This window comes from Paenibacillus sp., from assembly GCF_031177825.1.
Taxonomy (GTDB): domain Bacteria; phylum Bacillota; class Bacilli; order Paenibacillales; family YIM-B00363; genus Paenibacillus_AE.
In genome coordinates, this window is the sequence record NZ_JAPSKE010000003.1 from 146,727 (window position 1) to 172,085 (window position 25,359).

At 64.4% G+C, this 25,359-nt stretch carries 27 protein-coding genes and 1 riboswitch; of the genes, 11 read left to right on the forward strand and 16 right to left on the reverse strand.

Going from position 1 to position 25,359, the window contains the following annotated elements:
• Positions 1–68: 68 nt before the first annotated feature.
• The 5 genes from RIN49_RS04850 to queF form a co-directional block, all read right to left on the reverse strand.
• Positions 69–1,211, reverse strand: a complete 1,143-nt coding sequence (locus tag RIN49_RS04850) for a sensor histidine kinase (protein WP_309119035.1) — start codon at positions 1,209–1,211, stop codon at positions 69–71.
• On the reverse strand, positions 1,204–1,881 hold the full coding sequence (locus RIN49_RS04855) for a response regulator transcription factor (protein WP_309119036.1): 678 nt from the start codon (positions 1,879–1,881) through the stop codon (positions 1,204–1,206). The genes RIN49_RS04850 and RIN49_RS04855 overlap by 8 nt, the downstream gene beginning before the upstream one ends.
• A 3-nt stretch (positions 1,882–1,884) precedes the next feature.
• Positions 1,885–3,699 carry an ABC transporter ATP-binding protein gene (locus RIN49_RS04860; RefSeq protein WP_309119037.1) on the reverse strand — a complete coding sequence of 605 codons (1,815 nt, stop codon included), beginning with the start codon at positions 3,697–3,699 and terminating at the stop codon, positions 1,885–1,887.
• An 86-nt stretch (positions 3,700–3,785) separates the two neighbouring features.
• Entirely contained in the window at positions 3,786–4,325 is a 540-nt protein-coding gene (locus RIN49_RS04865) for a VUT family protein (protein ID WP_309119038.1), read from the reverse strand.
• Positions 4,322–4,822 carry a preQ(1) synthase gene (gene queF / locus RIN49_RS04870; protein ID WP_309119039.1) on the reverse strand — a complete coding sequence of 167 codons (501 nt, stop codon included), beginning with the start codon at positions 4,820–4,822 and terminating at the stop codon, positions 4,322–4,324. Before queF ends, RIN49_RS04865 begins: the two co-directional genes overlap by 4 nt.
• A 117-nt stretch (positions 4,823–4,939) precedes the next feature.
• Positions 4,940–4,983, reverse strand: a riboswitch (PreQ1 riboswitch).
• A gap of 222 nt (positions 4,984–5,205) precedes the next feature.
• Between queF and RIN49_RS04875 the strand changes: the two genes are divergently transcribed.
• The 3 genes from RIN49_RS04875 to RIN49_RS04885 are packed head-to-tail and all read left to right on the forward strand — an operon-like array spanning position 5,206 to position 7,749.
• The gene (locus RIN49_RS04875) at positions 5,206–5,646 is read left to right on the forward strand and encodes a MarR family winged helix-turn-helix transcriptional regulator (protein WP_309119040.1); all 441 of its coding nucleotides are present in this window, start codon (positions 5,206–5,208) and stop codon (positions 5,644–5,646) included.
• An 8-nt stretch (positions 5,647–5,654) separates the two neighbouring features.
• A complete protein-coding gene (locus tag RIN49_RS04880) occupies positions 5,655–6,866 on the forward strand; it encodes an MFS transporter (protein WP_309119041.1) in 1,212 nt (403 codons plus the stop codon).
• A 16-nt stretch (positions 6,867–6,882) separates the two neighbouring features.
• Positions 6,883–7,749: a pirin family protein gene (locus tag RIN49_RS04885; RefSeq protein ID WP_309119042.1), complete on the forward strand. Its 867-nt coding sequence runs from the start codon at positions 6,883–6,885 to the stop codon at positions 7,747–7,749.
• 46 nt (positions 7,750–7,795) lie between these two features.
• Here the strand turns inward: RIN49_RS04885 and RIN49_RS04890 are convergent, their stop codons facing one another.
• Complete coding sequence (locus RIN49_RS04890; RefSeq protein WP_309119043.1) at positions 7,796–8,458, reverse strand: NAD(P)H-dependent oxidoreductase; 663 nt, start codon at positions 8,456–8,458, stop codon at positions 7,796–7,798.
• 144 nt (positions 8,459–8,602) lie between these two features.
• Here RIN49_RS04890 and RIN49_RS04895 point away from each other — a divergent pair, with 144 nt between their 5' ends.
• The 3 genes from RIN49_RS04895 (at position 8,603) to RIN49_RS04905 (ending at position 11,937) form a co-directional block, all read left to right on the forward strand.
• Positions 8,603–10,006, forward strand: a complete 1,404-nt coding sequence (locus RIN49_RS04895; RefSeq protein WP_309119044.1) for an MATE family efflux transporter — start codon at positions 8,603–8,605, stop codon at positions 10,004–10,006.
• A 269-nt stretch (positions 10,007–10,275) separates the two neighbouring features.
• On the forward strand, positions 10,276–10,863 hold the full coding sequence (locus RIN49_RS04900; protein ID WP_309119045.1) for a hypothetical protein: 588 nt from the start codon (positions 10,276–10,278) through the stop codon (positions 10,861–10,863).
• A gap of 21 nt (positions 10,864–10,884) precedes the next feature.
• Positions 10,885–11,937 carry a methyl-accepting chemotaxis protein gene (locus tag RIN49_RS04905; protein ID WP_309119046.1) on the forward strand — a complete coding sequence of 351 codons (1,053 nt, stop codon included), beginning with the start codon at positions 10,885–10,887 and terminating at the stop codon, positions 11,935–11,937.
• 105 nt (positions 11,938–12,042) lie between these two features.
• On the opposite strand, the gene RIN49_RS04910 is transcribed toward RIN49_RS04905, so the two are convergent.
• Both RIN49_RS04910 and RIN49_RS04915 read right to left on the reverse strand, forming a co-directional pair.
• Positions 12,043–13,074, reverse strand: a complete 1,032-nt coding sequence (locus tag RIN49_RS04910; RefSeq protein ID WP_309119047.1) for a phosphotransferase — start codon at positions 13,072–13,074, stop codon at positions 12,043–12,045.
• Positions 13,071–13,397, reverse strand: a complete 327-nt coding sequence (locus RIN49_RS04915) for an antibiotic biosynthesis monooxygenase family protein (protein WP_309119048.1) — start codon at positions 13,395–13,397, stop codon at positions 13,071–13,073. Before RIN49_RS04915 ends, RIN49_RS04910 begins: the two co-directional genes overlap by 4 nt.
• A 125-nt stretch (positions 13,398–13,522) precedes the next feature.
• On the opposite strand from RIN49_RS04915, the gene RIN49_RS04920 reads away from it, so the two are divergent.
• From RIN49_RS04920 to RIN49_RS04935, 4 genes are all read left to right on the forward strand, one after another.
• Positions 13,523–14,515 (forward strand): helix-turn-helix transcriptional regulator, encoded by a 993-nt coding sequence (locus tag RIN49_RS04920; protein ID WP_309119049.1) that lies wholly within the window; start codon positions 13,523–13,525, stop codon positions 14,513–14,515.
• 60 nt (positions 14,516–14,575) lie between these two features.
• Positions 14,576–14,974 carry a VOC family protein gene (locus RIN49_RS04925; RefSeq protein WP_309119050.1) on the forward strand — a complete coding sequence of 133 codons (399 nt, stop codon included), beginning with the start codon at positions 14,576–14,578 and terminating at the stop codon, positions 14,972–14,974.
• 5 nt (positions 14,975–14,979) lie between these two features.
• Complete coding sequence (locus RIN49_RS04930) at positions 14,980–15,519, forward strand: DinB family protein (protein ID WP_309119051.1); 540 nt, start codon at positions 14,980–14,982, stop codon at positions 15,517–15,519.
• Positions 15,520–15,651: 132 nt separating this feature from the next.
• A complete protein-coding gene (locus RIN49_RS04935; protein ID WP_309119052.1) occupies positions 15,652–16,989 on the forward strand; it encodes an ATP-binding protein in 1,338 nt (445 codons plus the stop codon).
• Between the two features lie 10 nt (positions 16,990–16,999).
• On the opposite strand, the gene RIN49_RS04940 is transcribed toward RIN49_RS04935, so the two are convergent.
• Positions 17,000–17,272, reverse strand: a complete 273-nt coding sequence (locus RIN49_RS04940) for a YkgJ family cysteine cluster protein (protein ID WP_309119053.1) — start codon at positions 17,270–17,272, stop codon at positions 17,000–17,002.
• A 136-nt stretch (positions 17,273–17,408) separates the two neighbouring features.
• On the opposite strand from RIN49_RS04940, the gene hisJ reads away from it, so the two are divergent.
• The gene (gene hisJ / locus RIN49_RS04945; protein WP_309119054.1) at positions 17,409–18,233 is read left to right on the forward strand and encodes a histidinol-phosphatase HisJ; all 825 of its coding nucleotides are present in this window, start codon (positions 17,409–17,411) and stop codon (positions 18,231–18,233) included.
• 562 nt (positions 18,234–18,795) lie between these two features.
• Here hisJ and nagA read toward each other — a convergent pair.
• The 7 genes from nagA to RIN49_RS04980 all read right to left on the reverse strand — a co-directional run bounded on the left by nagA (position 18,796) and on the right by RIN49_RS04980 (position 25,316).
• Positions 18,796–19,935: an N-acetylglucosamine-6-phosphate deacetylase gene (nagA, locus tag RIN49_RS04950; protein ID WP_309119055.1), complete on the reverse strand. Its 1,140-nt coding sequence runs from the start codon at positions 19,933–19,935 to the stop codon at positions 18,796–18,798.
• Positions 19,932–20,660 carry a glucosamine-6-phosphate deaminase gene (nagB, locus tag RIN49_RS04955; RefSeq protein WP_309119056.1) on the reverse strand — a complete coding sequence of 243 codons (729 nt, stop codon included), beginning with the start codon at positions 20,658–20,660 and terminating at the stop codon, positions 19,932–19,934. Before nagB ends, nagA begins: the two co-directional genes overlap by 4 nt.
• Positions 20,661–20,667: 7 nt before the next feature.
• Positions 20,668–21,528: a MurR/RpiR family transcriptional regulator gene (locus tag RIN49_RS04960; RefSeq protein WP_309119057.1), complete on the reverse strand. Its 861-nt coding sequence runs from the start codon at positions 21,526–21,528 to the stop codon at positions 20,668–20,670.
• Positions 21,529–21,715: 187 nt separating this feature from the next.
• Positions 21,716–22,435 (reverse strand): IucA/IucC family C-terminal-domain containing protein, encoded by a 720-nt coding sequence (locus tag RIN49_RS04965; RefSeq protein WP_309119058.1) that lies wholly within the window; start codon positions 22,433–22,435, stop codon positions 21,716–21,718.
• Complete coding sequence (locus RIN49_RS04970) at positions 22,425–23,303, reverse strand: ABC transporter ATP-binding protein (protein WP_309119059.1); 879 nt, start codon at positions 23,301–23,303, stop codon at positions 22,425–22,427. The genes RIN49_RS04965 and RIN49_RS04970 overlap by 11 nt, the downstream gene beginning before the upstream one ends.
• Positions 23,300–24,337 (reverse strand): FecCD family ABC transporter permease, encoded by a 1,038-nt coding sequence (locus tag RIN49_RS04975; RefSeq protein ID WP_309119060.1) that lies wholly within the window; start codon positions 24,335–24,337, stop codon positions 23,300–23,302. The genes RIN49_RS04970 and RIN49_RS04975 overlap by 4 nt, the downstream gene beginning before the upstream one ends.
• The gene (locus tag RIN49_RS04980) at positions 24,327–25,316 is read right to left on the reverse strand and encodes a FecCD family ABC transporter permease (protein WP_309119061.1); all 990 of its coding nucleotides are present in this window, start codon (positions 25,314–25,316) and stop codon (positions 24,327–24,329) included. Before RIN49_RS04980 ends, RIN49_RS04975 begins: the two co-directional genes overlap by 11 nt.
• Between the last annotated feature and the right edge of the window lie 43 nt (positions 25,317–25,359).

Below are 25,359 nucleotides of genomic sequence, written 5' to 3' on the forward strand. Positions count from 1 at the left end.
CGAGGAGGGCGTTCTTTTTTATTTTCACGCGCGGGATCCGATCGTCGTAAATCGAAGGAGCGGACTCCTTATTCGCCGGAGCGGTCGCGCCGAAGGGCGGACGCCGGGATCGTCGCGATCAATTCGGCGCCGGGGAGCCGATCCTCGTCCGCGGCCGATCTTCCGCCGCCGATGATCGGAACGGCATCGGCGACGGCGACGGTCCCGCCGTGCATCTCGACGATTCGCTTCACGATCGCAAGCCCGAGCCCGCTTCCCGGTACGCCGGGGAGGCGGGCTTTGTCGATTTTGTAGAACCGATCGAAGACGAGCTCCCGTTCCGCGGCCGGGATGCCCGGTCCGGAGTCGGCGACGGAGACGCGTACGGCCGTATCGTCGCCCGCGCCGACCCAAGTCGCCGATATTCGGACGCGCCCCCCCGAAGGGGTGAATTTCACGGCGTTGCCGATCAGATTGATCCAAACCTGACTTATCAAGTCTTCGTCCGCGACGACCGTCGCCTCCGGCAGGTCCGCGCTCATTTCGATGCGCTTCTCTCTCCATTGGGGCTCGCAGGCGAGCACGACCGACCGCAGCTGACGGTCGAGCCGATACGCCTTCGGCTCGAACGGATGGACGTCGGATTCGAGCGAGGCGAGTTTCAGCAGGTTCTCGCTAAGCCGCGACAGCCGCTCGCTCTCCGCTTCGATGACGTCCAAATACCGCATCGCCTCCTCGCGGCCGGCGACGTCGCGCCGCAGCGCCCGCGCGAAGCCGCGAATGGACGTCAGCGGCGACTGAATTTCGTGCGACACGTCGGAGATGAATCGGCGGCGCATCCGCTCCGTTTCGTCGAGTTCCTTCGCCATGTCGTTGATGGAGCGGGCCAATTGCACGAACGGGTTGCCCGGATACGCCTCCGCGAGCTCCGCCGGCAGCCGGACGCCGAAGTCGCCCCGGGCGATACGGCGTATCGCTTCGACCATCTGCAGGAACGGCCGATCGCGGCCATGACGGAACGCGAATCTGATCGCGGACATGAGCGTCCCGAACAAGAAAAATCCGGTCAGAAAATGAACGATCGCATTCAACCAAGGCGTCGCGATCGGTCCGGTCCAGCCGTAAATCCAGCGAAGCAGGAAGTACGAGCCTGCGCCGCAAGCCGCAAGCGTCGCGAACAGCGCGATCGTCGCCAAGGCGGCGAACAGCTTCCTTTTCGTCCGCTTACTCATGCTTGACCTCCAACCGATACCCGAGGCCGCGGATCGTAACGATGCGGAACGGAACGCGGTCTTCGGGGAAGCGTTCCCGCAGCCGCTTGATATGAACGTCCACGGTGCGCTCGTCTCCCTCGTAATCGTACCCCCAGATGCGTTCGATCAGCTTGTCTCGAGAGAAGGTCGTCCCGGGATCGCTCGCGAGCAGGAACAACAGCTCGAACTCCTTCAGCGGCAGCGTCGACCGCCTCGACCCGGAGACGACCTCGAACGCCCGCCGGTCGAGCGTCAACCCGCCGAGGTCGACGGTTTGCGAAGCGGCGACGCGATACCGCTTGAGCAGCGCCTTGACCCGGGCGACCAGCTCGGCGGGGTCGAACGGCTTGACGAGATAGTCGTCCGCCCCGAGGTCGAAGCCGCGAAGCTTGTCGGGCGTCTCGCCCTTGGCGGTCAGCAGCAGCACCGGAATGTCGTACGATTCTCGAAGCTCCCGGCACAGCGCCCAGCCGTCCATGCGCGGCATCATGACGTCGACGACGGCCAGCGCGGCGCCCGCGGTCGCGAGCCGCTCCAGCGCCTCGACGCCGTCCGCCGCTTCCGTCGTATCGAAGCCGTCGCGATGCAGAAACAAGCGGACCAGTTCTCGGATATGGGGGTCGTCGTCGACGATCAAGATGCGGGACATCGATCAGCGCTCCTTCCGGGCGACGGATTCGAGCTCGCGCGTCGGCGCTTCGGGCGCCGCAGGCTCCAGTCCGAGCTGGCGCTCCGCGAACTCGCGGTACAACGCATGCGAAGCGAGCAACTCCTCGTGGCGCCCGACGCCGGTGACGACGCCGCGTTCGAGGAAGACGATGCGGTCCGCGCGCAGCACGGTCGACAAGCGATGGGCGATGACGACGGTCGTCCGGTCTTTCATCAAGCCGTCGAGGGCGAGTTGGACGTTCTTTTCCGAATTGCTGTCGAGGCTCGACGTCGCTTCGTCCAGCATGAGGATGGCCGGATTCCGAAGCAGCGCCCGCGCGATGCCGATCCGCTGCCGCTGGCCGCCGGAGAGACGCACGCCGCGCTCGCCGACCTCGGTGTCGTAGCCGCGCTCCAGCTCGTCGATGAATTGGTCCGCGTACGCCATCCGGGCCGCTTCCCGCAGCTCCTCCTCGGAAACCGGGCGGTCGAGGCCGTACGCGATATTATGGCGAATCGTCCCGTCCACGACGGGGCTCTCCTGCGAGACATAGCCGATGCGGCTTCTCCACCCGTGCAGGGAGAAGGCTTCCAGCGGCTCGTCGCCGAGCCGGACGACGCCGTCCGTCGGCGAATAAAACCGCTCTAGCAAGGCGAACAGCGTCGTCTTGCCGCTGCCGCTCGGTCCGACGATCGCGGTGACGCGTCCCGGCGCGATCTCGATGTCGACGCCCTTCAGCACGGGCGCGTCCGGCTGGTACGCGAAGGAGACGCGATCGAGACGAATCGGCTTCGCCAGATCGGCGTCCGCCGGCTCCCGGCCGCGATCGAAATCTTCTTCCCTCTCCTGCAGCGTCTCGACGATGCGTTCGGTCGCGCCGCGAGCTTTCTGCAGCTGGGCGAAAAATTGCGTGATCTGGCCTACGGGCATAACGATCTGCACGAGATACAGGATGAAGGCGACGAGATCGCCGGCCGACAGGTCGCCGTTCGAGACGCGGGCGCCGCCGTAGCCGACGATCGTGACGAGCATCGCCATCATAACGACGCCCATGAGCGGTCCGATCGTCGCGGCGACGCGCGTCTCGCGAAGGCCGAAGCGGTACAGACCGCCGATGCCTTCCCGGCCGTTCTCGAACTCCGACGACTCGGCGCCCGACAGCTTCACGAGCCGGATTTCCGAGACGACCTGGTTCAGCATGCCGCTGAATCGAGCCGTCTCGTTCTGCAGCCCTTTGGAAATCTGATGCATCTTCCGCCCGAGAGGCATCATCACGAGCATCGTGATCGGTACGGCGGCCAGCAGCACGATCGTCATGCGCCAATCGAGCGCGAGCATGAGCGCGACGGAGCCGACGATGGCGATGAGGCCGGTCGCGGAGTTGATGAGGTGGTCGCTGATGAGCGTGCGGACGACCGTCGTATCGTTCGTCATGCGGCTGACCGTCTCCCCCGAGCGGTTGTCGTCGAAATAGGAGACGGGCAGCGCCAGCAGCTTCCGCCACAGCCGCTCGCGAATGGAGGCGACGACGGCTTGCCCGGCGCGGCCGAGCAAGTAGGCCGCGAGGCCGCCGGCGGCCGCCTGCACGAGGAACGCGCCGGCGATGCCGACGATTTGCAGCGGAGACAGCTGCGACATCGAGAAGCCGTCGACCAGCTCCTTCGTCAGCAGCGGGATGACGAGCCCCGCCAGCGTGTTGAAGACGCTGAGCAGCAGGGCGAAGCCGATCAGCCACTTATTCGGCTTCGTGTCTCGCACGAGCCGGAGGAAGGGGCCCCAGCCGGTGCGTTCGTTCTTGGAATGCGGTACGGATGTCATTCGAATCTTCCTTTCTTAGCGAAACCGTGCGGAATGAATGCATCATACCCGATGAATATGAATTCCGTATGAACGAACGCGGATCCTTATCTTTCGGTTTCGCCGGCGAGCGGCGTGAAGGCGATGACCGCCGCGCCGAGCGCTTGCATAGCGGTCTTCACGAGAATTTGGCCGGCGATCGCGAACCCGACCGCCTCCCACGGCAGGAAGCCCGCCCCGATCGGCGAGAGGCCGATGACGACGAACAGCGCGCTGTCGACGAAGCCGCCGACGAGGCCGCTGAAGAAGACGCGCGACGCCATGGGCAATCTCAGGCGAGTGTACGTCTCCGTATCGAGCGTCTCGGAGACGAGGAACGTGACGGCGGACGCGAAGACGATCCAGAGCGTGTCGCCGAGCGCGTACGACGTCGCCGCGGACAGCGCGAGCGCGGCCAGAATCGCGGCGTACGTCCGGCCGCGGCCGAACGCGCGCTGCACGAAGTCGCGCAGAATGAAGGTGGCGCCGATCAGGAACGACCCGGCCGGGACGAGCAGGGCGCCGATCGGGATCGGGGCGAACGACGCCGTGACGACGTTCGCGGCGACGATGGCGGCGAGGTAGGCGAGCAGGACGAACGGCTTCATCGGTTGTCCACCTTCTCCGGATACAGGTCATGGTTCAGCATTCGCTGCTCGGCCATCGCTTCGTACTTCGTGCCGGGGCGTCCGTAGTTGCAGTACGGATCGATCGAGATGCCGCCGCGCGGCGTAAACTTGCCCCACACCTCGATATAGCGAGGGTTCATCGCGTCGATCAGGTCGTTCATAATAATGTTGACGCAATCCTCATGGAAGTCCCCATGATTCCGGAAACTGAAAAGGTACAGCTTCAACGACTTGCTCTCGACCATCTTGACGTCGGGGATGTAGCTGATGTACATCGTCGCGAAGTCCGGCTGGCCGGTCATCGGACACAGGCTCGTGAATTCGGGACAGTTGAATTTGACGAACGTGTCCCGGTACGGGTGCTTGTTGTCGAACGTCTCGAGCAGCTTCGGATCGTACTCGAACACGTACTTTACGCCTTGGCTGCCGAGCAGCGTGATGTCTTGCAATTCTTCGTTCGTTCTGCCTGCGGGCATAAAAAAATCTCCTCTCTTTTCTCCTGGGGGTCCGGGACGGAAAAGAAGACGAGATTCAGGGAACAGCACTCTAGTTTCGGAAAAAACGAAGCAGGGCGCAGCTCATCGGCGTCTGCACCTATCTTAGTTTTTTATAGAGGGAGTTCGCGAACCTCTCCCGGCGCCGGGGCGTCGGATTTTCTTCTTCGGTTATAAGTCCAGTTCGACTATAGCAGGTTGCGGGGAAAATCACAATTCCGACAACCTGGTTTTTTCATCGGGGAGGGGACATTTTGTTGGTGCTTATGGAGAAATTACCCTCGAACGAGGAAAGCGAGCGGGGTTTGACATATTCAATTGCCACAAATATAATTGCTATAGCAACTAAATTGGGGGGGCAAGCCATGCTCGATGAATCGATCGGGTTCCAGCTGAGCCGAACGACGCGGAAAATCAGCCAGCTGCTTGCGAGCCGCTTCGAGGCGTACGGCATTACGCCCGAACAGTTTTCGGTGCTGCAGCGTCTTGCGGAGCGGGACGGCGTCACGCAGAAGGAGCTCGCGTCGCGGGCGGAGAAGGATCAGACGAACGTGACGAGAATTTTGGACCAGCTGGAGCGCAAGGGCTTGGTCGTTCGCAAGCCGAACGAAGACGACCGGCGGTCGTTCCTCGTGTACGGCACGGAGAAGGGCGACCGCCTCGCCGCGGAGCTCGCGCCGTTGGAGCGGGAGACGATCGGCGCGCTGCTGGACGGGCTGCCGGACGACCGCGTCGCCGCCCTCCGCGAAGCGCTGGCTCATCTATGGCATCGCGCCTGCGAACAGGTACAATCGGAGAGGACTTGATACGTAGTATGCAGCATGGAAGCGAACCGATTCGAACACCGCTGTGGACCCGCAACTTCGTTGCGGTATGCCTCAGCAATTTTTTTCTGTTTATGACGTTTTATATTTACGCCGTTACGCTGCCGTTGTTCGTCACGCAGAAGCTGGGCGCCGCCGAGACGCAGGTCGGGCTCGTCATGACCGCGTTCATCTTCACGACGGTGTTATTTCGTCCGTTGGCCGGGAAGTGGATGGACCGGTACGATCGGAAGAAGCTGTTCGCGGGCTCTCTGCTGCTGTTCGCGGTCTGCGCGCTGCTGTATCCGGCGATGCATCATTTCGGGGCGCTGATCGGGCTGCGGCTCGCGCACGGCGTCGGCTTCGGGCTCGCCGCGACCGCCGGCGGCGCCGTCGCGGCCGAGCTCGTCCCCGACCGCCGCAAGGGAGAAGGCATCGGCTACTTCAGCTTGTTCATGAGCCTCGCGATGGTCGTCGGGCCGTTCGTCGGCCTTACGATCGCGGATCGCTTCAGTCTGAACGCGATGTTCCTGATCTGCATCGCGTTCTCGGCGCTGTCGCTGTTGTGCGGGTTAACGCTTCGCCTGCCGGAGCGGAAGTCGCCTGCGACGGGAAAGCGTTCGACCGCCTCGGGGTGGCGCGGCTACATCGAGCCGGCGGCGCTGCCGGTGGCCGTCGCCAGCGCCTTCCTGGCGTTCGCGTACGGTTCGCTGTCGACGTTCTTATCCGTATACGCGGTCGAGCTCCGTCTCGGCTCGTACGCGAGTTACTTCTTCGCGGTGTTCGCCGCGATGATCGTGCTGACGCGGCCTCTGACGGGACGGTGGTTCGACCGGTTCGGCGCGAACGCGCTCGTGTATCCGGGCATCTTCCTCTTCGCGGCGGGGATGATCGCCTTAAGCTTCGCTAGGACGCCGACCGCCTTCCTCGCCTCGGGCGCCGTCATCGGCCTCGGCTTCGGCGCGCTGCTGCCGAGCCTGCAGACGCTCGCCATCCAATCGGCGCCTCGCCATCGGGCGGGCCTCGCGACCGGCACGTTCTTCCTGCTGTTCGACGCCGGGTACGGCGCGGGCTCGTACGCCCTCGGCGTCGTCGCCGCGCGGGCCGGCTACGACGGGGCGTATTTGGTCGGCGGCCTTGTCTCGCTCGTCATGGCCGGGCTATATTATTTGTTAGTGAACCGGCCGAGCGGCAGAGGCGTGTCGCCGCGGACGGCGGAATAGGAGGAGGGCGAGGCAGATGGAAGGACGGAGCATCGGAAGGCGCGGCATTCGTTCGGTATGGGACGCCGTGGCGGAGCCGCGCGGCGGCTCGCACGTGAAGGCGGCCGCCGTGCTGGAGCCGGGGCGGTGGAGAGAGTTCGATCCGTTCCTGCTCATGATGGAGGATTGGTTCCAGGCGGGAACGTTCGACTTCCATCCGCATCGCGGGTTCGAGACGGTCACGTACGTCATCGAGGGCCGGTTGAAGCACGAGGACAGCTACGGCGGGTACGGCATCCTGGAGCCCGGGGACGTGCAGTGGATGACCGCGGGACGCGGCATCATCCATTCCGAGGATCCGCTGCCGGGCGAGACGGTGCACAGCTTGCAGCTGTGGCTCAACTTGCCGAAGTCGGAGAAAATGACCGCGCCGCGCTACCAAGACTTGAAGGCGGCGAACATGCCGGCGCGTCGGGAATCCGGGGCGACGGTGCGCGTATTCTCCGGCGCGTCCGGGGACGTCGCGGCCGAGACGAAGAACGTCGTGCCGGTCACGTTCCTCGACATCGCGATGGAGCCGGGGGCGACGCTGACGCAGCGTCTGCCCGCGGACTACAACGGATTTCTTTACGTGTTGGAAGGGAGCGGCCGCTTCGGCGTCGACGAAACGCCGGGCGCCGCGAATCAGGTGCTGTGGCTCGGCGCGCCGGACGACGCCGACGCCGAAGGCAGCGAGCTCGTCCTTCGCGCCGACGCGCCGCTTCGGGCGGTGCTCGCCGCGGGTCGGCCGATCGGCGAGCCGGTCGTGCAGCAAGGGCCGTTCGTCATGACGACGGTCGGCGACATCAAGCTCGCGATTCAGGATTTCTACGCGGGGAAGTTCGGCAAGCCGAGGAAATCGTAATACGCGGTACGAAGAGACGCCGGGCGGCCGCCCGGCGTCTCTTTTTCTAATTCACCCACTGCACGACTTCCTCGACGCACCGTCTCGTCTTCTCGCGGGGCTCCCGTACCCGATAGCCGAAAGCGACCATGCAGGACAGTCCGAACGCGTCCCCTTCCAGAATGCCGGCTTCGCGAAGGATGCCCTCGACGGCGTCCTTGTCGAACCCTTCGATCGGGCAAGAATCGATCTCTTGGAGCGCGGCGGCCGTCATCATGTTGCCGAGCGCGATATACGTCTGGCGGCTCGCCCATTCGAACATCGCCCGCTCGTTGTCGAGCAGCTTGAAGTCCGACGTCAAGAACGCGCGGAGCCGCTCCTGGAAGCCGGGGAACATCTCTTCGGGCATCTTCTGGATGTCCTTCTTCAGCCGAGCGATATAGGTCGAGTCGGGCAGGAAGTTGTTCCTCGTGCGCGTGAGCAGCAGAAGGAGGTGGCTCGCCGTCGGGATGCTCTTCTGGCCGCCCCAGGTTACGGGAAGCAGACGGGAGCGCAGCTCGGCGTTCTGCAGGACGACGAACTTCCACGGCTCGAAGCCGAAGGAGCTCGGGGACAGGCGGCCGGTCTCCAGTATATAGGCGAAGTCCTCGTCGGACACGCGGCGCTCCGGGTCGAATTCCTTGCAGGCGTGACGGAACCGGAACGCGTCCAATACGTCTTGTTTGTTCATCTGGTTGTCTCCTCCATCCGATAAGGTACGATTTCCATTATAACGTATCTGGATCCCATTTTCCGATGCATGAATTTCGGCCGGAATTATGATAGGATACGGTCGTTGTATATATAGAAAACGGGTAGGAGAGTCGATGACATCATGGCGGGAACGGCGGAGGCTCCGGCGGGGAGACCGGGGCGGTCGAAGGACCTGAACTTATTTTTGCTGACATGGCCGATTTTTCTTGAGATTTCGTTGTTCATGATGATGGGGAGCGCGGATACGCTCATGCTGAGCGCCGTGTCCGACGAAGCGGTGTCGGCGGTAGGCGTGGCGAATCAGTTCGTCTTTATCGCGATTCTCATTATGGAGGTCGTCGCGAACGGAGCGGCGATCGTCGTCGCGCAATACCTCGGCGCCCGGAGACCGGAGGAAGCCGCGAAGATCGCGGGCCTCGCGATTACGCTTAATCTAGGGCTCGGTCTCGCGGTCAGCGCCGCGTTCCTGGCGTTCGGCGACCCGCTGCTGCGGGCGGCGAACCTGCACGGCGCCGTGCTCGCGGACGCGCAGACGTATCTCGGCATCGTCGGCGGATGGCTCGTGCTGCAGGCGCTCATCAATACGATGGCGGGCCTCGTCCGCACATACGGCTTCACGCGGGAGTCGATGTTCGTCACGCTCGGGATGAACGTATTGCACGTCGCCTTGAATTACGCCCTGATCTTCGGGCATTGGGGCGCGCCGGAGCTCGGCGTGGCCGGCGCGGCGATCTCGACGGTCATCAGCCGCGGCGCGGCCGTGCTCGTGTTCTTCTGGCTGCTGTACCGCGTCATGGAGGTGCGGATACGCCTCCGCGACTACGTGACGATGTCGAAAGCGTATCTCTCGAGCATCTTGAAGCTCGGCGTGCCGTCCGGCTTGGAGCAGGTGACGTATCACGCCTGCCAGTCGGTATTCCTGTATTACGTGACGTTCCTCGGCGCGGCGGAGCTGGCGTCACGGCAGTACGCGACGAACATTACGGCGTACATCTTCCTGTTCTGCGCGGCGCTCGGCATGGGGACGGCGATCGTCGTCGGCCGGCTCGTCGGGGCGGGGCGTCAGGAAGACGCCTACGGCCGGGTATGGCGGAGCTTGAAGTGGGGGTTGGCCGTGACGATGCTCGTATGCGCGGTCGTCGTAGCGTTACGGGGATCGATCGCGGGGCTGTTCACCGACGATGCGGCGATTATCGCGCTCGTCTCGCAGGTTATCCTCGTCAGCCTGCTCCTCGAGCCGGGGCGCTGCTTCAATCTGATTCTGATCAATGCGCTGCGGGCGGCGGGGGATGCGAAAATCACGGTGTACATGGGCTTCGTGTCGATGGTCGGCATCAGTCTGCCGCTCGGCTACTACTTGACGTTCGAGGCGGGCTTGGGGCTCGTCGGCGTGTTCCTCGCGATCGCGGCGGACGAGTGGATCCGCGGCATCGCGATGTGGTTCCGCTGGCGGAGCCGGGCGTGGGAAGGCAAGGCGCTGGTCGCGCCGTCCGCTTCGGAGGCGGGGCAAGCCGCGACGGTTTGACGCGGCGCGGGGAGCGCCGGAGGCTGACCCGAAGCGGGTCAGGTGCGCGTGCGGAGCGCGGCGTGGCGACCCGAAGCGGGTCAGGGTTGCGTCGCGGCACGGCGTGTGACCCGAAGCGGGTCAGGTGCGCGTGCGGAGCGCGGCGTGGCGGCCCGAAGCGGGTCAGGGCTGCGTCGCGGCACGGCGTGTGACCCGAAGCGGGTCAAGTGCGCGTGCGGAGCGCGGCGTGGCGACCCGAAGCGGGTCAGGGCTGCGTCGCGGCACGGCGTGTGACCCGAAGCGGGTCAGGGCTGCGTCGCGGCACGGCGTGTGACCCGAAGCGGGTCAGGTGCGCGTGCGGAGCGCGGCGTGGTGACCCGGAGCGGGTCAAGTGCGCGTGCGGGGCGCGGCGTGGTGACCCGGAGCGGGTCAGGGCTGCGTCGCGGCGCGGCGGTCGACCCAACCTCAAGGACGGCGTCCGCACGGACTACGGCATCGTCAGCGTCAAGCGCCACACGGAGCTGGAGCTGCGTTTCACGGACCCGGCGACGAACGAGCTGCATCCCGGGGTGGCGAACACGATCGCGAAGGGTCACAACCTGATGGTGGAATTCCCGGCGTATTCCGATTACCGGCATATCCCCGTTATCGGCAAAGGGGTGACGTTCCAGCTGCCGCATTGCCCCGACGTCTGGGGCATGATGTGCGAGGGCGATCTCGAAGAGGTGTATCGCATTCGGGGATTGAGCTGGAACGTGAAACGGATGCAGGTTTGGTTCGTTTTCGGACTGGTTCTATTAAATTACGGGCTGTTCTGGCTGCTGCGGTTCGTCCCGTGGCTGCCCGGCGAGCTGTATGCGGCGGCGAACCTTGTCTAGGGCTGGATCGGCCTATCGATCGTGAAGCGCAAGGGCACCGACCCGGCGATCGCGCATCTGCGCAAGATCAACCGGTTCATTCGAATGAACGCCGAAGGGGAAGGCGATCTGACGCAGCGGCTGAACATCGGCGAATTCGCGAACGACGAGATGAAGGAGCTCGCGAAGTGGATCAACAACATGATCGACTCGCTCGAGGGCATTATGATTCGCGTGAAGCGGGCGGCCGGCGACGTGAAGGAGAGCCAGGTCCGGTTAGACGAATCGACCGTCTCGTCGGAGCGTTCGACGCTGCGCGTGAGCGAGAAGATCGACGCGATGATCCAGGGCATTCGGCTGCAGCTGAAGGATCTCGACATGGCGAAGGACGTCTCGCGCCACATGAGCGGCACGCTGCGGGAGCTCGAGGAGAAGGCGTCCGGGCAAATCGCGGTGGCGCACAGCGAGGTGGAGCGGATCGGCGACAAGATGCTGAGCATCCAGCATAAGGTGGAGGAGTCGAACCGGACGATTCGTTCGTTCCTCGATACGACGGAAGAGATCGGCGCGCTGCTGCAGACGATCGAGGAAATTTCGGCGCAGACGAACCTGCTGGCGCTGAACGCCTCCATCGAGGCGGCCGGCGTCGGCGAGCACGGCCGCGGCTTCGCGGTCGTCGCGGGAGAGATTCGCAAGCTGGCGGATTTGACCAAGCGGTCGACCGTGAAGATCAACGAGACGGTGCAACAGATCGGGCGGAAGGCGAAGGAAGCGAACGAGTCGATGGAGGAAGGAGCGCGGGTCGTCATCGAAGACGCGACGATGGTCGCGACCGCCTCGGAGCTGCTCGGCAGCGCGAACGCTAACGACTCATTAAAGACGCAGGTGGTGGACGAGGTGGTCGAGCTGATGGATAAAATATCGGCCGTCAGCATCGAGAACCGGAAAATTTCCACCGAGGTGGAGCGCACCGTGCAGGCTTTGAACCTGGATATGACGCATGTGCGCGGCACGTCGGAGAGCGTCGATTCGATCACGCGGTCGCTGCTGAGCGTCGTGGAGCAGTTCAAGCTGACGGAGCAGCGGGGACGATAAGGGTTTTAGGGGGAAAAGGAAGCCGCCGGGGCGCGTTCGCACCGGCGGCTTCGTCGCGGGCGGGAGCGCCGCGGAGGCGGGACAGTCGGGGGAACTCCGACCCGACTATTCGGCCAGCCCCGCGAACAGGTCGCGCAGCGGCGCCTCGAGCCGGCGGAGCCGTTCCAGCGCGCGAGCCGAGCCGGCGGCGACGCGGCGCAGCGGCTCGGGGCCTTCGACGCCGTCCCGCCAGCGGCCGAGGAAGTGCAGCGCGACGTCGATCCGCCGCAGCCGCAGCAGCAACGGAAGCGCGTCCGCTTCCTCGGGCGACAGCCGCGCGACGGACGCGTAGCCGGCCGCGAAGGCCGACATGCGCCCGAGGACGTCCTCGTCGCTCTCCGCGTCCGACAGGTCCGACAAGCATACCGCCGGCTCCATCGCCCGCAGGTCGACCGTGACGAACTCGAAGTCGAGCAAGGCGGCGATGTCGTCGCCGCCCGGGACGGCGAGCGCGTTCGACGCGTTCAGATCGCCGTGCACGAGCTGATGCGGCAGCGCGCGCAAGCCGGGGAGCGCCAGGCGCGCGGCGTCGAGCTCCTCGCCGATGCGGCGAAGCGCGTCGGCGATGTCGGCGAAGTCGGCGGGCGGCGCCTCGAAGAAGCGGGCGGCGTCCGCCGGCGCGATGCTCGGGTGCGCGGCGTCGAGCTCGTAGTACGGCCGGTATGCCGGAGCCGCCGCGACGCCGACGTTCGCCAGCGCGCCGCTCAAGCCGCCCGCCGCGCGGCCGAACGCGCGAAGGGCGGCCGGCCGGTCGAGCGAGGGCCGCTCGCCCTCGATGTAACCGAACAGCGCGGCGAGTCTGCCGTCGGCCAGACGAACGATCGTCTCGCCGCGGTCGTCCGGCGTCCGCTCCGGGCGGGGCACGGCGAACGGGAGCGCCGGCGAAGCGTTCAGCGCCAGCAGCACGGCGTGCTCGTACAGCACCTTGTCGACGTCTTGGTGCGTCTCGTAAACGCGCAGCACGTACCGGCGCCCGTGCAGCTCTACGAACCGCGTCGTGTTGTTCATGCCGCTCTCGCCCGACCGGAAGAACGGAGCCGCCCCAGGGAAAAATCGCTCCAGCGCCTCGGAAACCGCGCGTTCCGCCTCCCGGCTCATTCGGCGCCCGCCGGGCCTTTCGTCGCTTGCACGGCGTACGTCGCGCTCCTCGAGCTGACGACGAACGGCGGCTTGCCCCGCTCGCGCTCGCGGCGATGCCCCTCGAGATGCGGCTCGCTGACCTCCCATGCCTTCCAATGGGCTTCCGACGCCCAACGGATCATCACGATCACTTCTTGTTCGCCCTTCGACGGCCGCTTCGCCATGACGGACAAATCGAGGAACCCCTCGGCCTTCTCCACCTCCGCGGGAGCCGTAAAGCGCGCGGCGACTTGCTCGGCGTATCCTTCCTGCACGACGATCGTCAACATTTCGATATACATAAGCGCCTCCGAACGATGAGATGAGGAATGCTGTCCTCATTTTATTGATAATCATTCTCAATGTCAAACCGTTTTCATAGAGTATGATATATTGGTTGGAAAAGGGAACCGGAAGGAGCCAGACCGTGTCGAAGGCGGACAAGATGTTGTCGATTCTATGGCAGCTTCGCGCGCGGCAGCGCGTGACGGCGAAGCAGCTGGCGGAGTCGCTCGAAATTCATGTGAGATCGGTCTATCGGTATATCGACGCGTTGTGCGCGAGCGGCGTGCCGATCGTCGCCGAGGCGGGCCCGAACGGCGGGTATACGCTGCTGCCGACGTTCCGCGAATCGCCGCTGTTCTTCGACCTCGAGGAGCAGAAGGCGCTCGTGCACGCGGCCGCGTTCGCGAGGGAGAACGGGTATCCGTTCGGGGAGGCGCTGGATCGGGCCATCGGCAAGCTGAAGCGGTATGCGAACGAAGAGCAGCAGGAGACGCTCGCGCGGCATGCGGCGGGGCTCGACGTCATCGCAGGCGCCGGAGGGGAGGACATCGGCGAGATGCTGCAGCGAATCGAGACGGCCGTCGCCGACTCGCGGACGATTCGGATCGTGTACGTCAAGGGGTACGCCGGGCCGACGGAAACGCGCGACGTCGATCCGTACGGCTTGGTCGTCTGGCGGAGCCGATGGTACGTCGTCGGGTATTGCCGGCTGCGGCAAGCCGTTCGGAGCTTCCGCACCGACCGCATCCAGTCGTGCGAGACGACGGAGGACGGGTTCGTTCGTCCGGCGGACTTTTCCGCTAGGGAATTCTTCATGAAGTTTCTGCTGCCGGAGGGGGGCGGGCCCGATGACGAGTCGTTCGTGACGGTCCGGCTGCGCGGGACGGCTCGCGCGATCGACGACGTATGCTTGCACTGGCTGTTCTCGCAGTCGCTCGCGGAGCGGACGGGGAAGGAAGCCGTCTTCCGGATGGATGCGCAGTGGGTACGGCACTACGTTCCTTACACGCTGATCGCGTACGGAACGTCGATCGCGGTCGTCGAGCCGCTCTCGCTCGTCGAGGACGTGTTCTCGGTGTTGGATCGGCTGCGGCCTCATTACGAAAATATGCGCGGCGACCTCGCAGGTCGCTGACCGAAACTGTCAGTGACCCTCCGGTATGATGGAGGAAATACGACAGGAGGCAATCCACCGATGCAGCTGAAGCAATTTCGATTATTGACGGAAGATTTCAACCGGAGTGCAGCTTTCTACAAGGAGATCATGCAGTTTCCGGTCGCATGGCTCGAGGAAGGCGAAGAATATGCCTTGTTCGATACGGGAGACGTAAGGCTGGAACTCGCCAGCCGGTCGGCGATGGCGGACGCCGTCGGCGCGGACAACGTGCCGAGCGGGTCGACCGCGGCGGGCGGCGCGCTGCTCAATATCGAGGTCGCCGACGCGGACGCGGCGTACGCGCTGCTCATCGAGCGAGGGCTCGAGCCGGTGCGGGCGCCGGCAGATCGTCCGTCGTGGGGCGTGCGCGTCGCGTACTTCCGCGATCCGGACGGCAACTTGATCGAGTTATATACGAAATTGGGCAAAGGGGCGTGAACGAGATGACGACGAGCCGGACGGAACATGAGTCGATACAGCGACTGCTTGAGCTTTACGAATACCACCCATGGGCGAACGACCGACTGTTCCGCCATCTGGAGACGCTTCCGGCGGACATCTGGACGCGTCACGCCGACAGCGGTTATCCGTCGCTGCGCGCGACGTTCGCACATATGTACGCGATGGATCGGACGTGGCGGCACGCGATCGCGCAGGATCTAGCGTTCGAGGAGGTCGCGGCGCGCATTTCGGCATGGGACGCGGAAGCCGGCGAGGCTTCGCCTCGGGAGATGGAGGCGCTGTTCGATGCGGCGGCCGACGACTTCCGCTCGATGCTGCGCGGCATCGGGGATCCGTCGGTTTACCGGGAATTACAGCATCCGTATCTCGGCATGCTGCGGGCTACTGCCTTCGAGTTGGTGACGCATGTCGTCAACCACGGCACGTATCACCGGGGCAATGCGACCGCGATGCTGCGCCAATCGGGCTTCGCCGGCCCGTCTACGGACTATATCTTTTATTTGTACGCTTTGAATCGATAGACTTGGATGCAAAAACCGAGGCGCTTATGCGCTTCGGTTTTATTTTTCTTTATATTTATATAGGAAAGCGAATGCCCATTTGATATACTTGGTGAAAGCAAAGGGAAAATTTGGTTGTTCAGGGGGCTTCCAATGTACGAACCGTTGCAAATGCTGTTGTTGAATTCGTTCTTTCTGATCGCCCCTTTGTTTTTCATTCAGCAAATCGACGAACGTCCACTGCTCAAGTATAAGAACGTCATCGCTTTCCTATCCTCCGTCTGCATCGTTATGGCCTGCATGACCTTCCCGATTCGGGTTTCCCCCGACTTCCTTATCGATTTGCGCTGGATTCCGCTGCTGCTGACCCACATGTATCTCGGATATGTCGTCAGCATCCCGTTGGCCGCCGCGACGTTAGCGTACCGGCTGCTCGGGATCGGCGGCGACGGCGCGTTCATGGCGTTCGTCATTTTGTCGGTGTTTCTGATCCCGCCCAAGCTGTTCGCGCGCGGGGGATGGAGCGCGATGCGGAAGACGATGACGGGGGGAGCCTTTTCCGCGGGGTATGGGCTCTTCTGCACTGTAGTGTTATACGCGACCGGAACCCTCCATATGGTAGAGTCGGAGTGGGTCGTGCCGCTGTTCTTCATTCAGCTGCTCGTCACGGCGACGATGACCGCCCTGATCGAAAATTGGATTCGGAAGGACGCGGAGAAGCGCGAGCAGCGCCGGATCATGACCGAGAAGCTCGATAAATACGACATTGTCAGCCAGCTCGCGGCGAGCGTCTCGCACGAGGTGCGCAATCCGCTGACCGTTACGAGAGGATTTCTGCAGCTGTTGCGCTCGGGCGCGCCTTCCGAACGCGAGCGGCAGCATTATATTTCGCTCGCGCTCGACGAGCTCGACCGCGCGCAGGACATGATTACGGATTACTTATCGTTCGCGAAGCAAGACCCGTCGAACGACAACAAGACCGACTTCGACGTCGGCGCGGAGATGGAGCATATTACGAACGTGATTCGGCCGTATGCACTCATTCACTCCGTTCTCGTCGAGACGCGGCTGGCCCCGGCTTGCTGCGTGCATGGGCATCCGGGGAAGTTCCGTCAATGCGTCATCAACTTGTGCAAGAACGCGATCGAGGCGATGCCCCGGGGCGGCGCCTTGCGCGTCTCGATGGAGCGGGACGATCGGACGAACGAGATGCTGCTTACGATCCAGGACGAAGGCGTCGGGATGGACGGTCGACAGCTGGAGCGGATCGGCACCGCCTACGCGACGACGAAGGAGAAGGGGACCGGGCTCGGCTTGTCGGTCGTCTGCCGGACTGTCGAGGAGATGGGCGGTCGCATTCGGTTTCGCAGCGCCGTCGGAGTAGGAACGACCGTCTTGTTGCACTTGCCGCTGCAAGGGGAACGACCCAGGCAGGAAGGGGCGCAGGCGCCTACCGCCATCTTGGAACCGGCCGCCGGCGCGGAGCGGTGATCGTTACTCGTCACGCTTTACGCTTGAGGGCGGGGGACGTCGCGCGTTCGAGCTCGGCGAGGAAGGCGAACGCTTCCTCGTTGGTCGCTCCGCACATGTCTTCCGACGCCTGAAGGCCGCCGCACACGGCGGGACGCTCGGGCTTCCCGAACAGGGCGCAGCGCCGATCCGCGGTCAGCTGCGCGCAGGGGACGCCCGCGGGCTTGCCGTCCGGCATGCCCGGGATCGGGGAAGAGATCGAGACGGCGATACAGCACGCTGCGCAGCCGATGCGGCATTCCATGGCGGTGCGGCTCCTTTCGTTTTCGAAATATCGTTGTACCATCATACCATATGCGCCGCGCATCTTGTGCCGGAAGTTGCTGTTAGACTATGCTGAATGAAGTACGGATTGGATTCGGATTCGGAGGGAATCGGGAATGATCAAGTGGGACGGACATACGCATTCGCAGTTTTGCAAACACGGCAGCGCCTCGCCGCTGCGGGAATACGCGGCTCGCGCCGTCGCGCTCGGCTTCGAGCGGTACACGGTGACCGAGCATCCGCCGCTGCCGGACGGGTGGATCGACGATCCGGCGTTGACGTTGGAACTGGCGATGAATCGGTCGGAGCTTCCGGCCTACCTCGCCGAGGCATCCGCGGTCAAGCGGGAGTTCGACGGGCGGCTGGACGTGGCGGTCGGCCTTGAGATGGACTATTTGTACGAAAGCGAGCCGTTCACGGAAGACGTGTTGGCGGAGGCGGCGGACGCGCTCGAGGACGTCATCGTATCGGTGCATTATTTGCCGGGGCGGGGCGGCATGCGGTGCATCGATTATAAGCCGGAAGATTTCCAAGCGAACCTGCTGTCGTATTACGGCACGATGGAGAAGGTCGTCGACGCGTATTACGACCATATCGAGCTGGCCGTCGCCAGCGCGGCGGGGTGGCGTTGGCGCAAGCGGCTCGGCCACGTGAACTTGATCGAGAAGTTCCGGACGGCGCTGCCGCCGATCGACGACGCGCACGTTCGCGCGCGGCTCGAGCGGCTGCTGCCGCGGCTCGTCGCGTGCGGCGTCGGCATCGACGTGAACACGGCGGGCTTCCGCAAGCCGACGTGCGGCAAGGCGTACGTGCCGGAGTGGTTTATGGCGGAGTGCGCGGCCCGGGGCGTCGAGCTCGTGTTCGGCTCGGACGCGCATCGGCCGGACGAGGTCGGCAGCGGGTGGGATTGGTACGCCGATGCGATGCGGAAGTTGGAATAAGAAAACGGGACAGGGCGCTGGTTGCGGCTCTGTCCCGTTTTTTGTTGTGTTGCGCTCGGTGACGGCATACGCGCGGAATTCGATTGAATTAGCGGCGGGCTTCAGGCGGTGAAATAAGCGCACATATGCGGTTAAGTGGGCGGTTACCGCCTCAGGCGGCGAAATAAGCTCGAAATCGCGCTTAAAACTGTTTGCGGGTTAGGCGTACTATTGTGCTTGCACACAGTGGCGTACTTTCGCCTTTGTAGCGCCCTCGACAACAAACTCCCATAACTCCAAAAACAGATGGCATGGAAAGTCAAGGAGCCGCGAGTGGAAGAACGAAGATGGCAGCAAGAGGGGAGGAACGTAAAAAAGGCCGCTGAGGCTCGTGGGCGGCCGAAACCTGCAGTGTAGCGGTAAAATTTCCAATACAGCCTGCGGAACGGTCGACCCGCATCGCGCAACGGAATATTGCCGCTACAGCCAGCAGTACGGTTTCGAAACCTGCGGTGCGACGACAAAAAAGCCGCTGCAGCTCTAGGGACGTCTCGTCCCTCGGCGGCAACGGCATGCTAGCGACTTACCCGATCTCCGCACCGTCGCGGTAGACGCGGACGATGTCCAGCTCCGGCGTCAGCAGCACGAGGTCGGCGGCCGCGCCCGCGCGGATCGCGCCCAGCTCGTCCTCGAGACCGAGCTGCTTCGCCGCGTTGGCGCTCGCGAGGCGGCTCGCCTCCGGCACGGACAAGCCGACGCGCCGAACGACGAAGCGGAACGCTTCGATCATCGTCAGCGTGCTGCCGGCGAGGCTGTCGCCATGCGTCAAGCGGGCCACGCCGCCGCGGACGGTGACGTCGAGCCCGCCGAGCGAATATTGGCCGTCGCCGAGGCCCGCCGCCGCCATCGCGTCGGTGATCAAGACGAGGTTGCCGGCCGTCTTCGTTTGCGTCAGCAGCTTCACGGCGGCCGGGTGGACGTGCACGCCGTCCGCGATCACTTCGGCGACGATGCGCGCGTCCGTCAAGACGGCGCCGACGACGCCCGGATTCCGGTGATGCAGCGGCGTCATAGCGTTGAACGTATGCACGGCCTGGTTCAACCCGGCGTCGACGGCGTCGACGAGCTGGTCGTACGTCGCGTCCGTATGGCCCGCCGCGGCGATGATGCCGAGCTCCCGCAGCGCGCGAATCAGGCCGAGCGCCCCTTCCGTCTCCGGCGCGAGCGTCAGCTGCTTAATAAGCCCCGGATAGGCGGTCGCCCAATCCTGAAGCCACTCCGCGTTCGGCGGGACGATGCGGGCGGGATTTTGCGCGCCGGGCCACTTCGGGCTGATGAACGGCCCCTCGAGGTGGACGCCGAGCAGCCGCGCCCCGCGCGGAGACGCCGCGTCCCGGTACGCGGCGGTCGCCCGCAGCACGGCGTCGATGTCCGGCTTCGTCGCCGTGACCGTCGTCGCCAGCATCGTCGTCGTGCCGTGCCGGCCGTGGAAGCCGGTGATCGTCTCGTAGGCTTCGATGGTCGCGTCCATGAAGTCGCCGCCGAACCCGCCGTGACAATGCAGGTCGATAAAGCCCGGGACGACCCAACCGCCCTGCAGGTCGACGTCGACGGCGCCGGCGGAAGACGCGGATACCTCGACGATCCGTCCGGCGTCGAGGCGGACGGTGCCGTTTTCCAAGACGCCTTCGTCAGTCACGATATGTCCGCGAACCAAGGTCATCGGAAATGCCTCCCCGCTTCCGCGTCCAGCAGCACCACGAGATGCGGATGGGTTTGCAGCAGGCTCGCCGGGCATTCCGTCGTAATCTCGCCCGTCAGCGCGCGGTGCACGATGTCGGCTTTGTCCGCGCCTTTCACGACGAGCAGGATTGTCTTCGCCTTCAGAATCGTGCCGACGCCCATCGTAATGGCGTGCGTAGGCACGCGCTCCGGCGATTCGAAAAAGCGGGCGTTCGCGTCCCGCGTCTGATCGCTGAGCTTCACGACGTGCGTGCCGCGGATGAGCGAGTGGTCCGGCTCGTTAAAGCCGATGTGCCCGTTATGGCCGAGGCCGAGCAGCTGCAGATCGATCTGTCCGTACGATTCAAGCAGCTCGTCGTACCGCTTGCATTCCGCTTCCGGGTCCGCCGCGGTTCCGCTTGGGATATGCGTGCGCTCCGGAGACGCATCGATATGATCGAAGAGATGCTCCCTCATATAATACGCGTAGCTTTGGGGGTCGGCGGCCGGCAGCCCGACGTACTCGTCCAGGTTGAACGTCGTCGCCTGCTTGTAGCTGACCATGTTTTTGCGGAACGTGCGGATCATTTCCTTATAGATGCCGATCGGCGTGCTGCCGGTGGCGAGGCCGAGGACGGCGTTCGGCTTCGTCTGGACGAGTCCCGTAATAATGCCGGCTCCGGCTTCGTTCAGCTCGGCGTCCGTCGGGAACGTGAGGATGTTCATCTGGGAGCTACCTACCTTTCGTTTTCCGAAAATGCCTTACATTGACATACGTCTGCTCCAGCTTCGGGACGTACGCGTCGAAGCGCGAGCTGACGAGTCCGATGAACAAAATGTCGATGACGTGCAGCTGCGCGATACGCGAAGCCATGTCGCCGCGTCGCATGCCTTCCTCGAGGGAGGAGGCGAACAACGCGATGTCCGCCGAGTCGGCGAGCGGATTCGCGCCGTACTTCGTCAGCGAGATCGTCGTCGCGCCTTGCGCCTTCGCGCAGACGAGCGCGTCCAGCGTCTCCTGCGTCGCGCCCGAATAAGAGATGGCCAGCGCGACGTCGCCCGGCCCCAGGTTGGACGCGGACGTGATCTGAAGGTGCGGGTCGGAGAAGGCGTTCGCTTCCTTCCCGATCCGGATCAGCTTCTGATAGGCGTCCTGCGCGACGATGCCGGACGTGGCGACGCCGTACAGATCGATGCGCCGAGCTCGGTCGAGCGCCGCGACGGCCGCTTCCAGCGCGCCGAAATCGAGCAGACGCGTCGTGTCCGCGATCGAGCGGAGGTGGTTGGCCTCCATCGCGGCGACGATGCGCTGCAGCGAATTGCCGGCGACGATGTCCTGGTACGTCGGCTGCTGCTCGGAGGGGGCCGCGAGCTCTTCGGCGAGCTTCAGCTTGAAGTCGGGGAAGCCGTCGAACCGCATCGACTTGCAGAAGCGCGTAATCGTCGCCGTGCTGGCCCCCGCGCGCTCGGCCAATTCGGTAATGCCCGAACGCGTCGCTTCTTGCGGATGCTCGAGAATGTATTCGGCGAGGGCGCGTTCCTTCGGGTGAAGGGAGGAGAGCCGCTCGCGGATGGCGTAGAGAATGTTGGACATCGGCACGCCTCCGGTGTGGGTTCATGAAAATAATTTAATCGGTAATCGGAAAATGACGAAAATAATTTTCCTTCTTATTATCATATTCTAGGATTTCCATCGAAGCAAGAGGAACATGCCGAAACGAAACAAAAACCGCGACGCCCGAATCGTTCGGTCGTCGCGGTCGTCGGCGTTAGCCATTCGATCAGGCGTCCGATTTCGCGTGCGAGACCGGGCAGCCCTTGCAATAGTTTCCGTCCGGCAGGTGATGCCGGAGACAGCATGTGCGCCGGATCGGCTTCCCGGTCCAAGCGAAAGGATTGAAGCATTGCAGTTCGCCGAACAGCTCGGGCGGGGCTTCTCTCTGAATGTAGAGATAGTCGTCTTCGAGCCGTTCGCGAAGCGCTTCGTCCCCGGCTTCGGTAATCCACGTACGATAGAAGTGGTTCAAGTACATCGAACCGTTCTCCCAGAGCAGATCCTCGCGGATGCCGGTTTGCGCGTGGAGACTCTTGAAGACGAGGTTCCAATTGTGCGCGAACAGGCGAATGACCGTCAGCTCCCGCAGCGATTCCCGGGAGGCGTCGTCCGTCACGTTGGCGGTGCGGCCGCCGCACAAGACGGCGAACGGCGGATCCCCGGGGAACAAGACGGTGACGTCCCGAAGCGAGGCGGAGCGCGCGATGCCGAGCACGCTGAATTCATATAAGACGGACACGAGCGAGCGGCAGTACCACTTCGTGAACTGCGACGCGGCGACCGTCGGCTTGTCGGTGCCGAGCATGCTCGCGACGCGTTCCACGAGCGACTTCACCTGCTCCGGAGAGGCGAGCGTCGGACCGGGCAGCCGGTCCGACACGCCTTCCGGCTCTTCGGTGTAGAAGCCGAGCTGCTCTTGCACCGTCAATCGGGTATCAACGGACATAAGCGGCCTCCTTTTCCTGCTGGGCCGGCGTCGGGGCCGGAGCGGAAGCATCGGTCGATGCGGCGCCTAACGGCGGCTGCGACGGCGCCCGCGAGCCGAGCGGGATGCAGAGCGGGGAGCCGTATACCGGATCTTGAATCATGTGGCAGTCCATCTCGAACACGTCGCGGACGAGCGTCTCGCCCACGACCTTCTCCGGCGGCCCTTCGGCGTACACGCCTCCGCCCGCGACCGCCACGATGTGGTGCGCGTATCGGCAGGCGAGGTTAATATCGTGCAGCACCATCACGATCGTGCGGCGCTCCCGCTCGTTGAGGGCGGCGAGCAGCTCCAGCACTTCGATCTGGTGCGTCATATCGAGGTATGTCGTCGGCTCGTCGAGCAGGATCGTCTCGGTTTGCTGCGCGAGCGTCATGGCGATCCAAGCGCGCTGGCGCTGGCCGCCGGATAAGGCGTCTACGGGGCGGTCCGCGAACGGCGTCATGCCGGTCGCTTGGAGCGCCTCTCGGACTACCGTCTCGTCCTCCCGCGTCCACTGCTTCAGCCAAGTCTGGTGCGGGTACCGCCCTTGCTTGACGAGCTGCAGCACAGTGAGGCCTTCCGGCGCGACGGGACCTTGCGGCAGGATCGCGAGCTTCTTCGCCACGTCCTTCGTCGGCGAGCCGTAGATGTCCTTGCCGTCCAGGAGGACGGCGCCCCCGGCGGGCTTCATCAGCCGCGCGAGGGACCGAAGCAGCGTCGACTTGCCGCAGCCGTTCTTGCCGATCAGCACGGTGATCTTCGCTTTCGGGATCAAGAGGTCGAGACGATCGATAATCGGCGCGCCGCCGTATGCCAGCGTCAGCCCCTTCGCTTCCATGGCCGTCATTTGCCCTTCCTCCTTAGAAGTAGATATACGAAAAAGGGTGCCCCCACCGCCGCCGTAAACACGCCGGCGGGAATGTCGTTCGGCGGGAACGCGGTCCGGCCGAGCGTATCGGCGATCAGCAGCAGCATGGCGCCGATGCACGCCGATACCGGCAGGACGGCGCCGAACGCCGGACCGACGAGCCTGCGGGCCATATGCGGCGCCATCAAGCCGATGAAGCCGATCGCGCCGACCTGGGACACCGCGGCGCCGGCGAGCGCGGCGCTGATGGCGATGAGCGCCGACCGCTCGCGGGACACCCGGCTGCCGACGCTGGCGGCGACGTCTTCGCCGAGCTCGTGCACGTTCGCCTTGCGAGAGAGCATCCAAGCGACGAGGCCGAAGCCGGCCGCCCACGGAAGCAGCGACACGACATTGTTCCAAGAGCTGCCGTATACGCTCCCGGTCAGCCAGGTGAACGCCTGCGTCGCCAAATACGTCGGGCTCAGAATGATCATGAACGATGAGAGCGCCCCCGCGGCGGTCTGCAGAGCCACGCCGATCAAGACGAGACGCAGCGGGGAGACGCCGCCCTTCCACGCGAGCGCGAACAACAACGCGGCGACGGCGACGGCGCCGCCGATCGCGGAGAGGGACAGGCCGGTCAGGCCGATCGCGCCTCCGGTCAGGACGAGGCTCGCGACCCCCGCGGCGGCCGCCCCGCCCGTGACGCCGATCATGTCCGGCGAGGCGAGCGCGTTGCGGGACACGCTCTGGAGCAGCGCGCCCGAAGCCGCGAGGCAGGCGCCGGCCAAGACGGACATGGCGGCGCGGGGCAGACGGAACGAATACAGCACCGTCCGCGTCGCGTCGTCGCCGAAGCCGAACGCGCCGCGGAGCACTTCGAGCGGCGAAATCCATAAGCTGCCGATGCCGGCGCTGACGCAGACGAGCGCGAAGAGCGCGATCGTCAGGACGACCGTCCAGTAGACGGCGCGGCGTTCGATCGAATACGAGAATAAGCGCGTGCGAATCGAGTAATGGTTACTTCGCATGAACGTCCCTCCTTGCCACCCATACGAAGAACGGTACGCCGATCAGCGCGGTGACGACGCCGACGGGCAATTCGTTCGGCATCGCGACGAACCGGGCGATCACGTCCGCGCCGAGCAGGAGGACGCTCCCGAGCAGGGCGCTGTACGGCAGCAGCCATCGGTGATCGCGGCCGACGACGAAGCGGGCGAGATGCGGCACGACGATGCCGACGAAGGCGATCGGTCCCGCCACGGCGACCGACGAGCCCGAGAGCAGGACGACGGCCGCGGCAGCGCCGAGCTTCACCGCTGCGACGCGCTGCCCGAGACCGCGAGCGACGTCCTCGCCGAGCGCCAGCGTATTGAGCGGGGCGGCGAGCGCGAAGCAGACGACCGCTCCGATCGCGAGGAACGGCAGCACCGGGAGCAGCATCGGCATCTCTCGGCCCGCGACGGAGCCGACGAGCCAGAAGATGATCTGATCGAACGATCTGCCGTTCACCAGCATGATGCCTTGCGTGATCGACGACGCGAAGGCGGTCACCGCGGCGCCGGCGAGCGTAATGTTGACCGGCGAACCGCCGCCGCGGCCGACCGTGCCGAGTCCGTAGGCGGCTCCGGCCGCGAGCGCGGCGCCGAGGAACGCGGCCCAGACGAACAGCGACTGCGAATCGATGCCGAAGACGGTGATCGCGATGATAATACAGAGCGCCGCGCCGCTGTTGACGCCGAAGATGCTCGGCGACGCGAGCGGGTTGCGCGTGACCGTCTGCATGATGGCGCCGGAGACGGCGAGCGCCGCGCCGACCGCGGCCGCGACGAGCGTCCGCGGCAGCCGGGTATTGCGCACGATCAAGTGGTCGGCGGACGCGCCGTCGAACGCGGCGAAAGCTTGCCATACCGTGTATAGATCGATGCTCCGGCTTCCGTACGCGATCGATAGAAAGGCGAAGCAGAACAGCAGAACAACGCAGGCGAGAAGTCCGAACGGTTTCTTCATGTGTGATTGAAATCCTTATGAGGTAGGATAAGTTACTTTCCCA

Excerpts from the sequence above, each read along its gene's own strand:
- RIN49_RS04935 (WP_309119052.1), top strand. The coding sequence starts at position 15,652 with ATGTACGAACCGTTGCAAATGCTGTTGTTGAATTCGTTCTTTCTGATC.
- RIN49_RS04875 (WP_309119040.1), top strand. The coding sequence starts at position 5,206 with ATGCTCGATGAATCGATCGGGTTCCAGCTGAGCCGAACGACGCGGAAA.
- RIN49_RS04850 (WP_309119035.1), bottom strand. The coding sequence starts at position 1,211 with ATGAGTAAGCGGACGAAAAGGAAGCTGTTCGCCGCCTTGGCGACGATC.
- queF (WP_309119039.1), bottom strand. The coding sequence starts at position 4,822 with ATGCCCGCAGGCAGAACGAACGAAGAATTGCAAGACATCACGCTGCTC.
- RIN49_RS04855 (WP_309119036.1), bottom strand. The coding sequence starts at position 1,881 with ATGTCCCGCATCTTGATCGTCGACGACGACCCCCATATCCGAGAACTG.
- nagB (WP_309119056.1), bottom strand. The coding sequence starts at position 20,660 with ATGAACATCCTCACGTTCCCGACGGACGCCGAGCTGAACGAAGCCGGA.
- RIN49_RS04885 (WP_309119042.1), top strand. The coding sequence starts at position 6,883 with ATGGAAGGACGGAGCATCGGAAGGCGCGGCATTCGTTCGGTATGGGAC.
- RIN49_RS04915 (WP_309119048.1), bottom strand. The coding sequence starts at position 13,397 with ATGTATATCGAAATGTTGACGATCGTCGTGCAGGAAGGATACGCCGAG.
- RIN49_RS04970 (WP_309119059.1), bottom strand. The coding sequence starts at position 23,303 with ATGACGGCCATGGAAGCGAAGGGGCTGACGCTGGCATACGGCGGCGCG.
- RIN49_RS04910 (WP_309119047.1), bottom strand. The coding sequence starts at position 13,074 with ATGAGCCGGGAGGCGGAACGCGCGGTTTCCGAGGCGCTGGAGCGATTT.
- RIN49_RS04890 (WP_309119043.1), bottom strand. The coding sequence starts at position 8,458 with ATGAACAAACAAGACGTATTGGACGCGTTCCGGTTCCGTCACGCCTGC.
- nagA (WP_309119055.1), bottom strand. The coding sequence starts at position 19,935 with ATGACCTTGGTTCGCGGACATATCGTGACTGACGAAGGCGTCTTGGAA.
- RIN49_RS04925 (WP_309119050.1), top strand. The coding sequence starts at position 14,576 with ATGCAGCTGAAGCAATTTCGATTATTGACGGAAGATTTCAACCGGAGT.
- RIN49_RS04895 (WP_309119044.1), top strand. The coding sequence starts at position 8,603 with ATGGCGGGAACGGCGGAGGCTCCGGCGGGGAGACCGGGGCGGTCGAAG.
- hisJ (WP_309119054.1), top strand. The coding sequence starts at position 17,409 with ATGATCAAGTGGGACGGACATACGCATTCGCAGTTTTGCAAACACGGC.
- RIN49_RS04860 (WP_309119037.1), bottom strand. The coding sequence starts at position 3,699 with ATGACATCCGTACCGCATTCCAAGAACGAACGCACCGGCTGGGGCCCC.
- RIN49_RS04980 (WP_309119061.1), bottom strand. The coding sequence starts at position 25,316 with ATGAAGAAACCGTTCGGACTTCTCGCCTGCGTTGTTCTGCTGTTCTGC.
- RIN49_RS04960 (WP_309119057.1), bottom strand. The coding sequence starts at position 21,528 with ATGTCCAACATTCTCTACGCCATCCGCGAGCGGCTCTCCTCCCTTCAC.
- RIN49_RS04975 (WP_309119060.1), bottom strand. The coding sequence starts at position 24,337 with ATGCGAAGTAACCATTACTCGATTCGCACGCGCTTATTCTCGTATTCG.
- RIN49_RS04865 (WP_309119038.1), bottom strand. The coding sequence starts at position 4,325 with ATGAAGCCGTTCGTCCTGCTCGCCTACCTCGCCGCCATCGTCGCCGCG.
- RIN49_RS04965 (WP_309119058.1), bottom strand. The coding sequence starts at position 22,435 with ATGTCCGTTGATACCCGATTGACGGTGCAAGAGCAGCTCGGCTTCTAC.
- RIN49_RS04940 (WP_309119053.1), bottom strand. The coding sequence starts at position 17,272 with ATGGAATGCCGCATCGGCTGCGCAGCGTGCTGTATCGCCGTCTCGATC.
- RIN49_RS04930 (WP_309119051.1), top strand. The coding sequence starts at position 14,980 with ATGACGACGAGCCGGACGGAACATGAGTCGATACAGCGACTGCTTGAG.
- RIN49_RS04880 (WP_309119041.1), top strand. The coding sequence starts at position 5,655 with ATGCAGCATGGAAGCGAACCGATTCGAACACCGCTGTGGACCCGCAAC.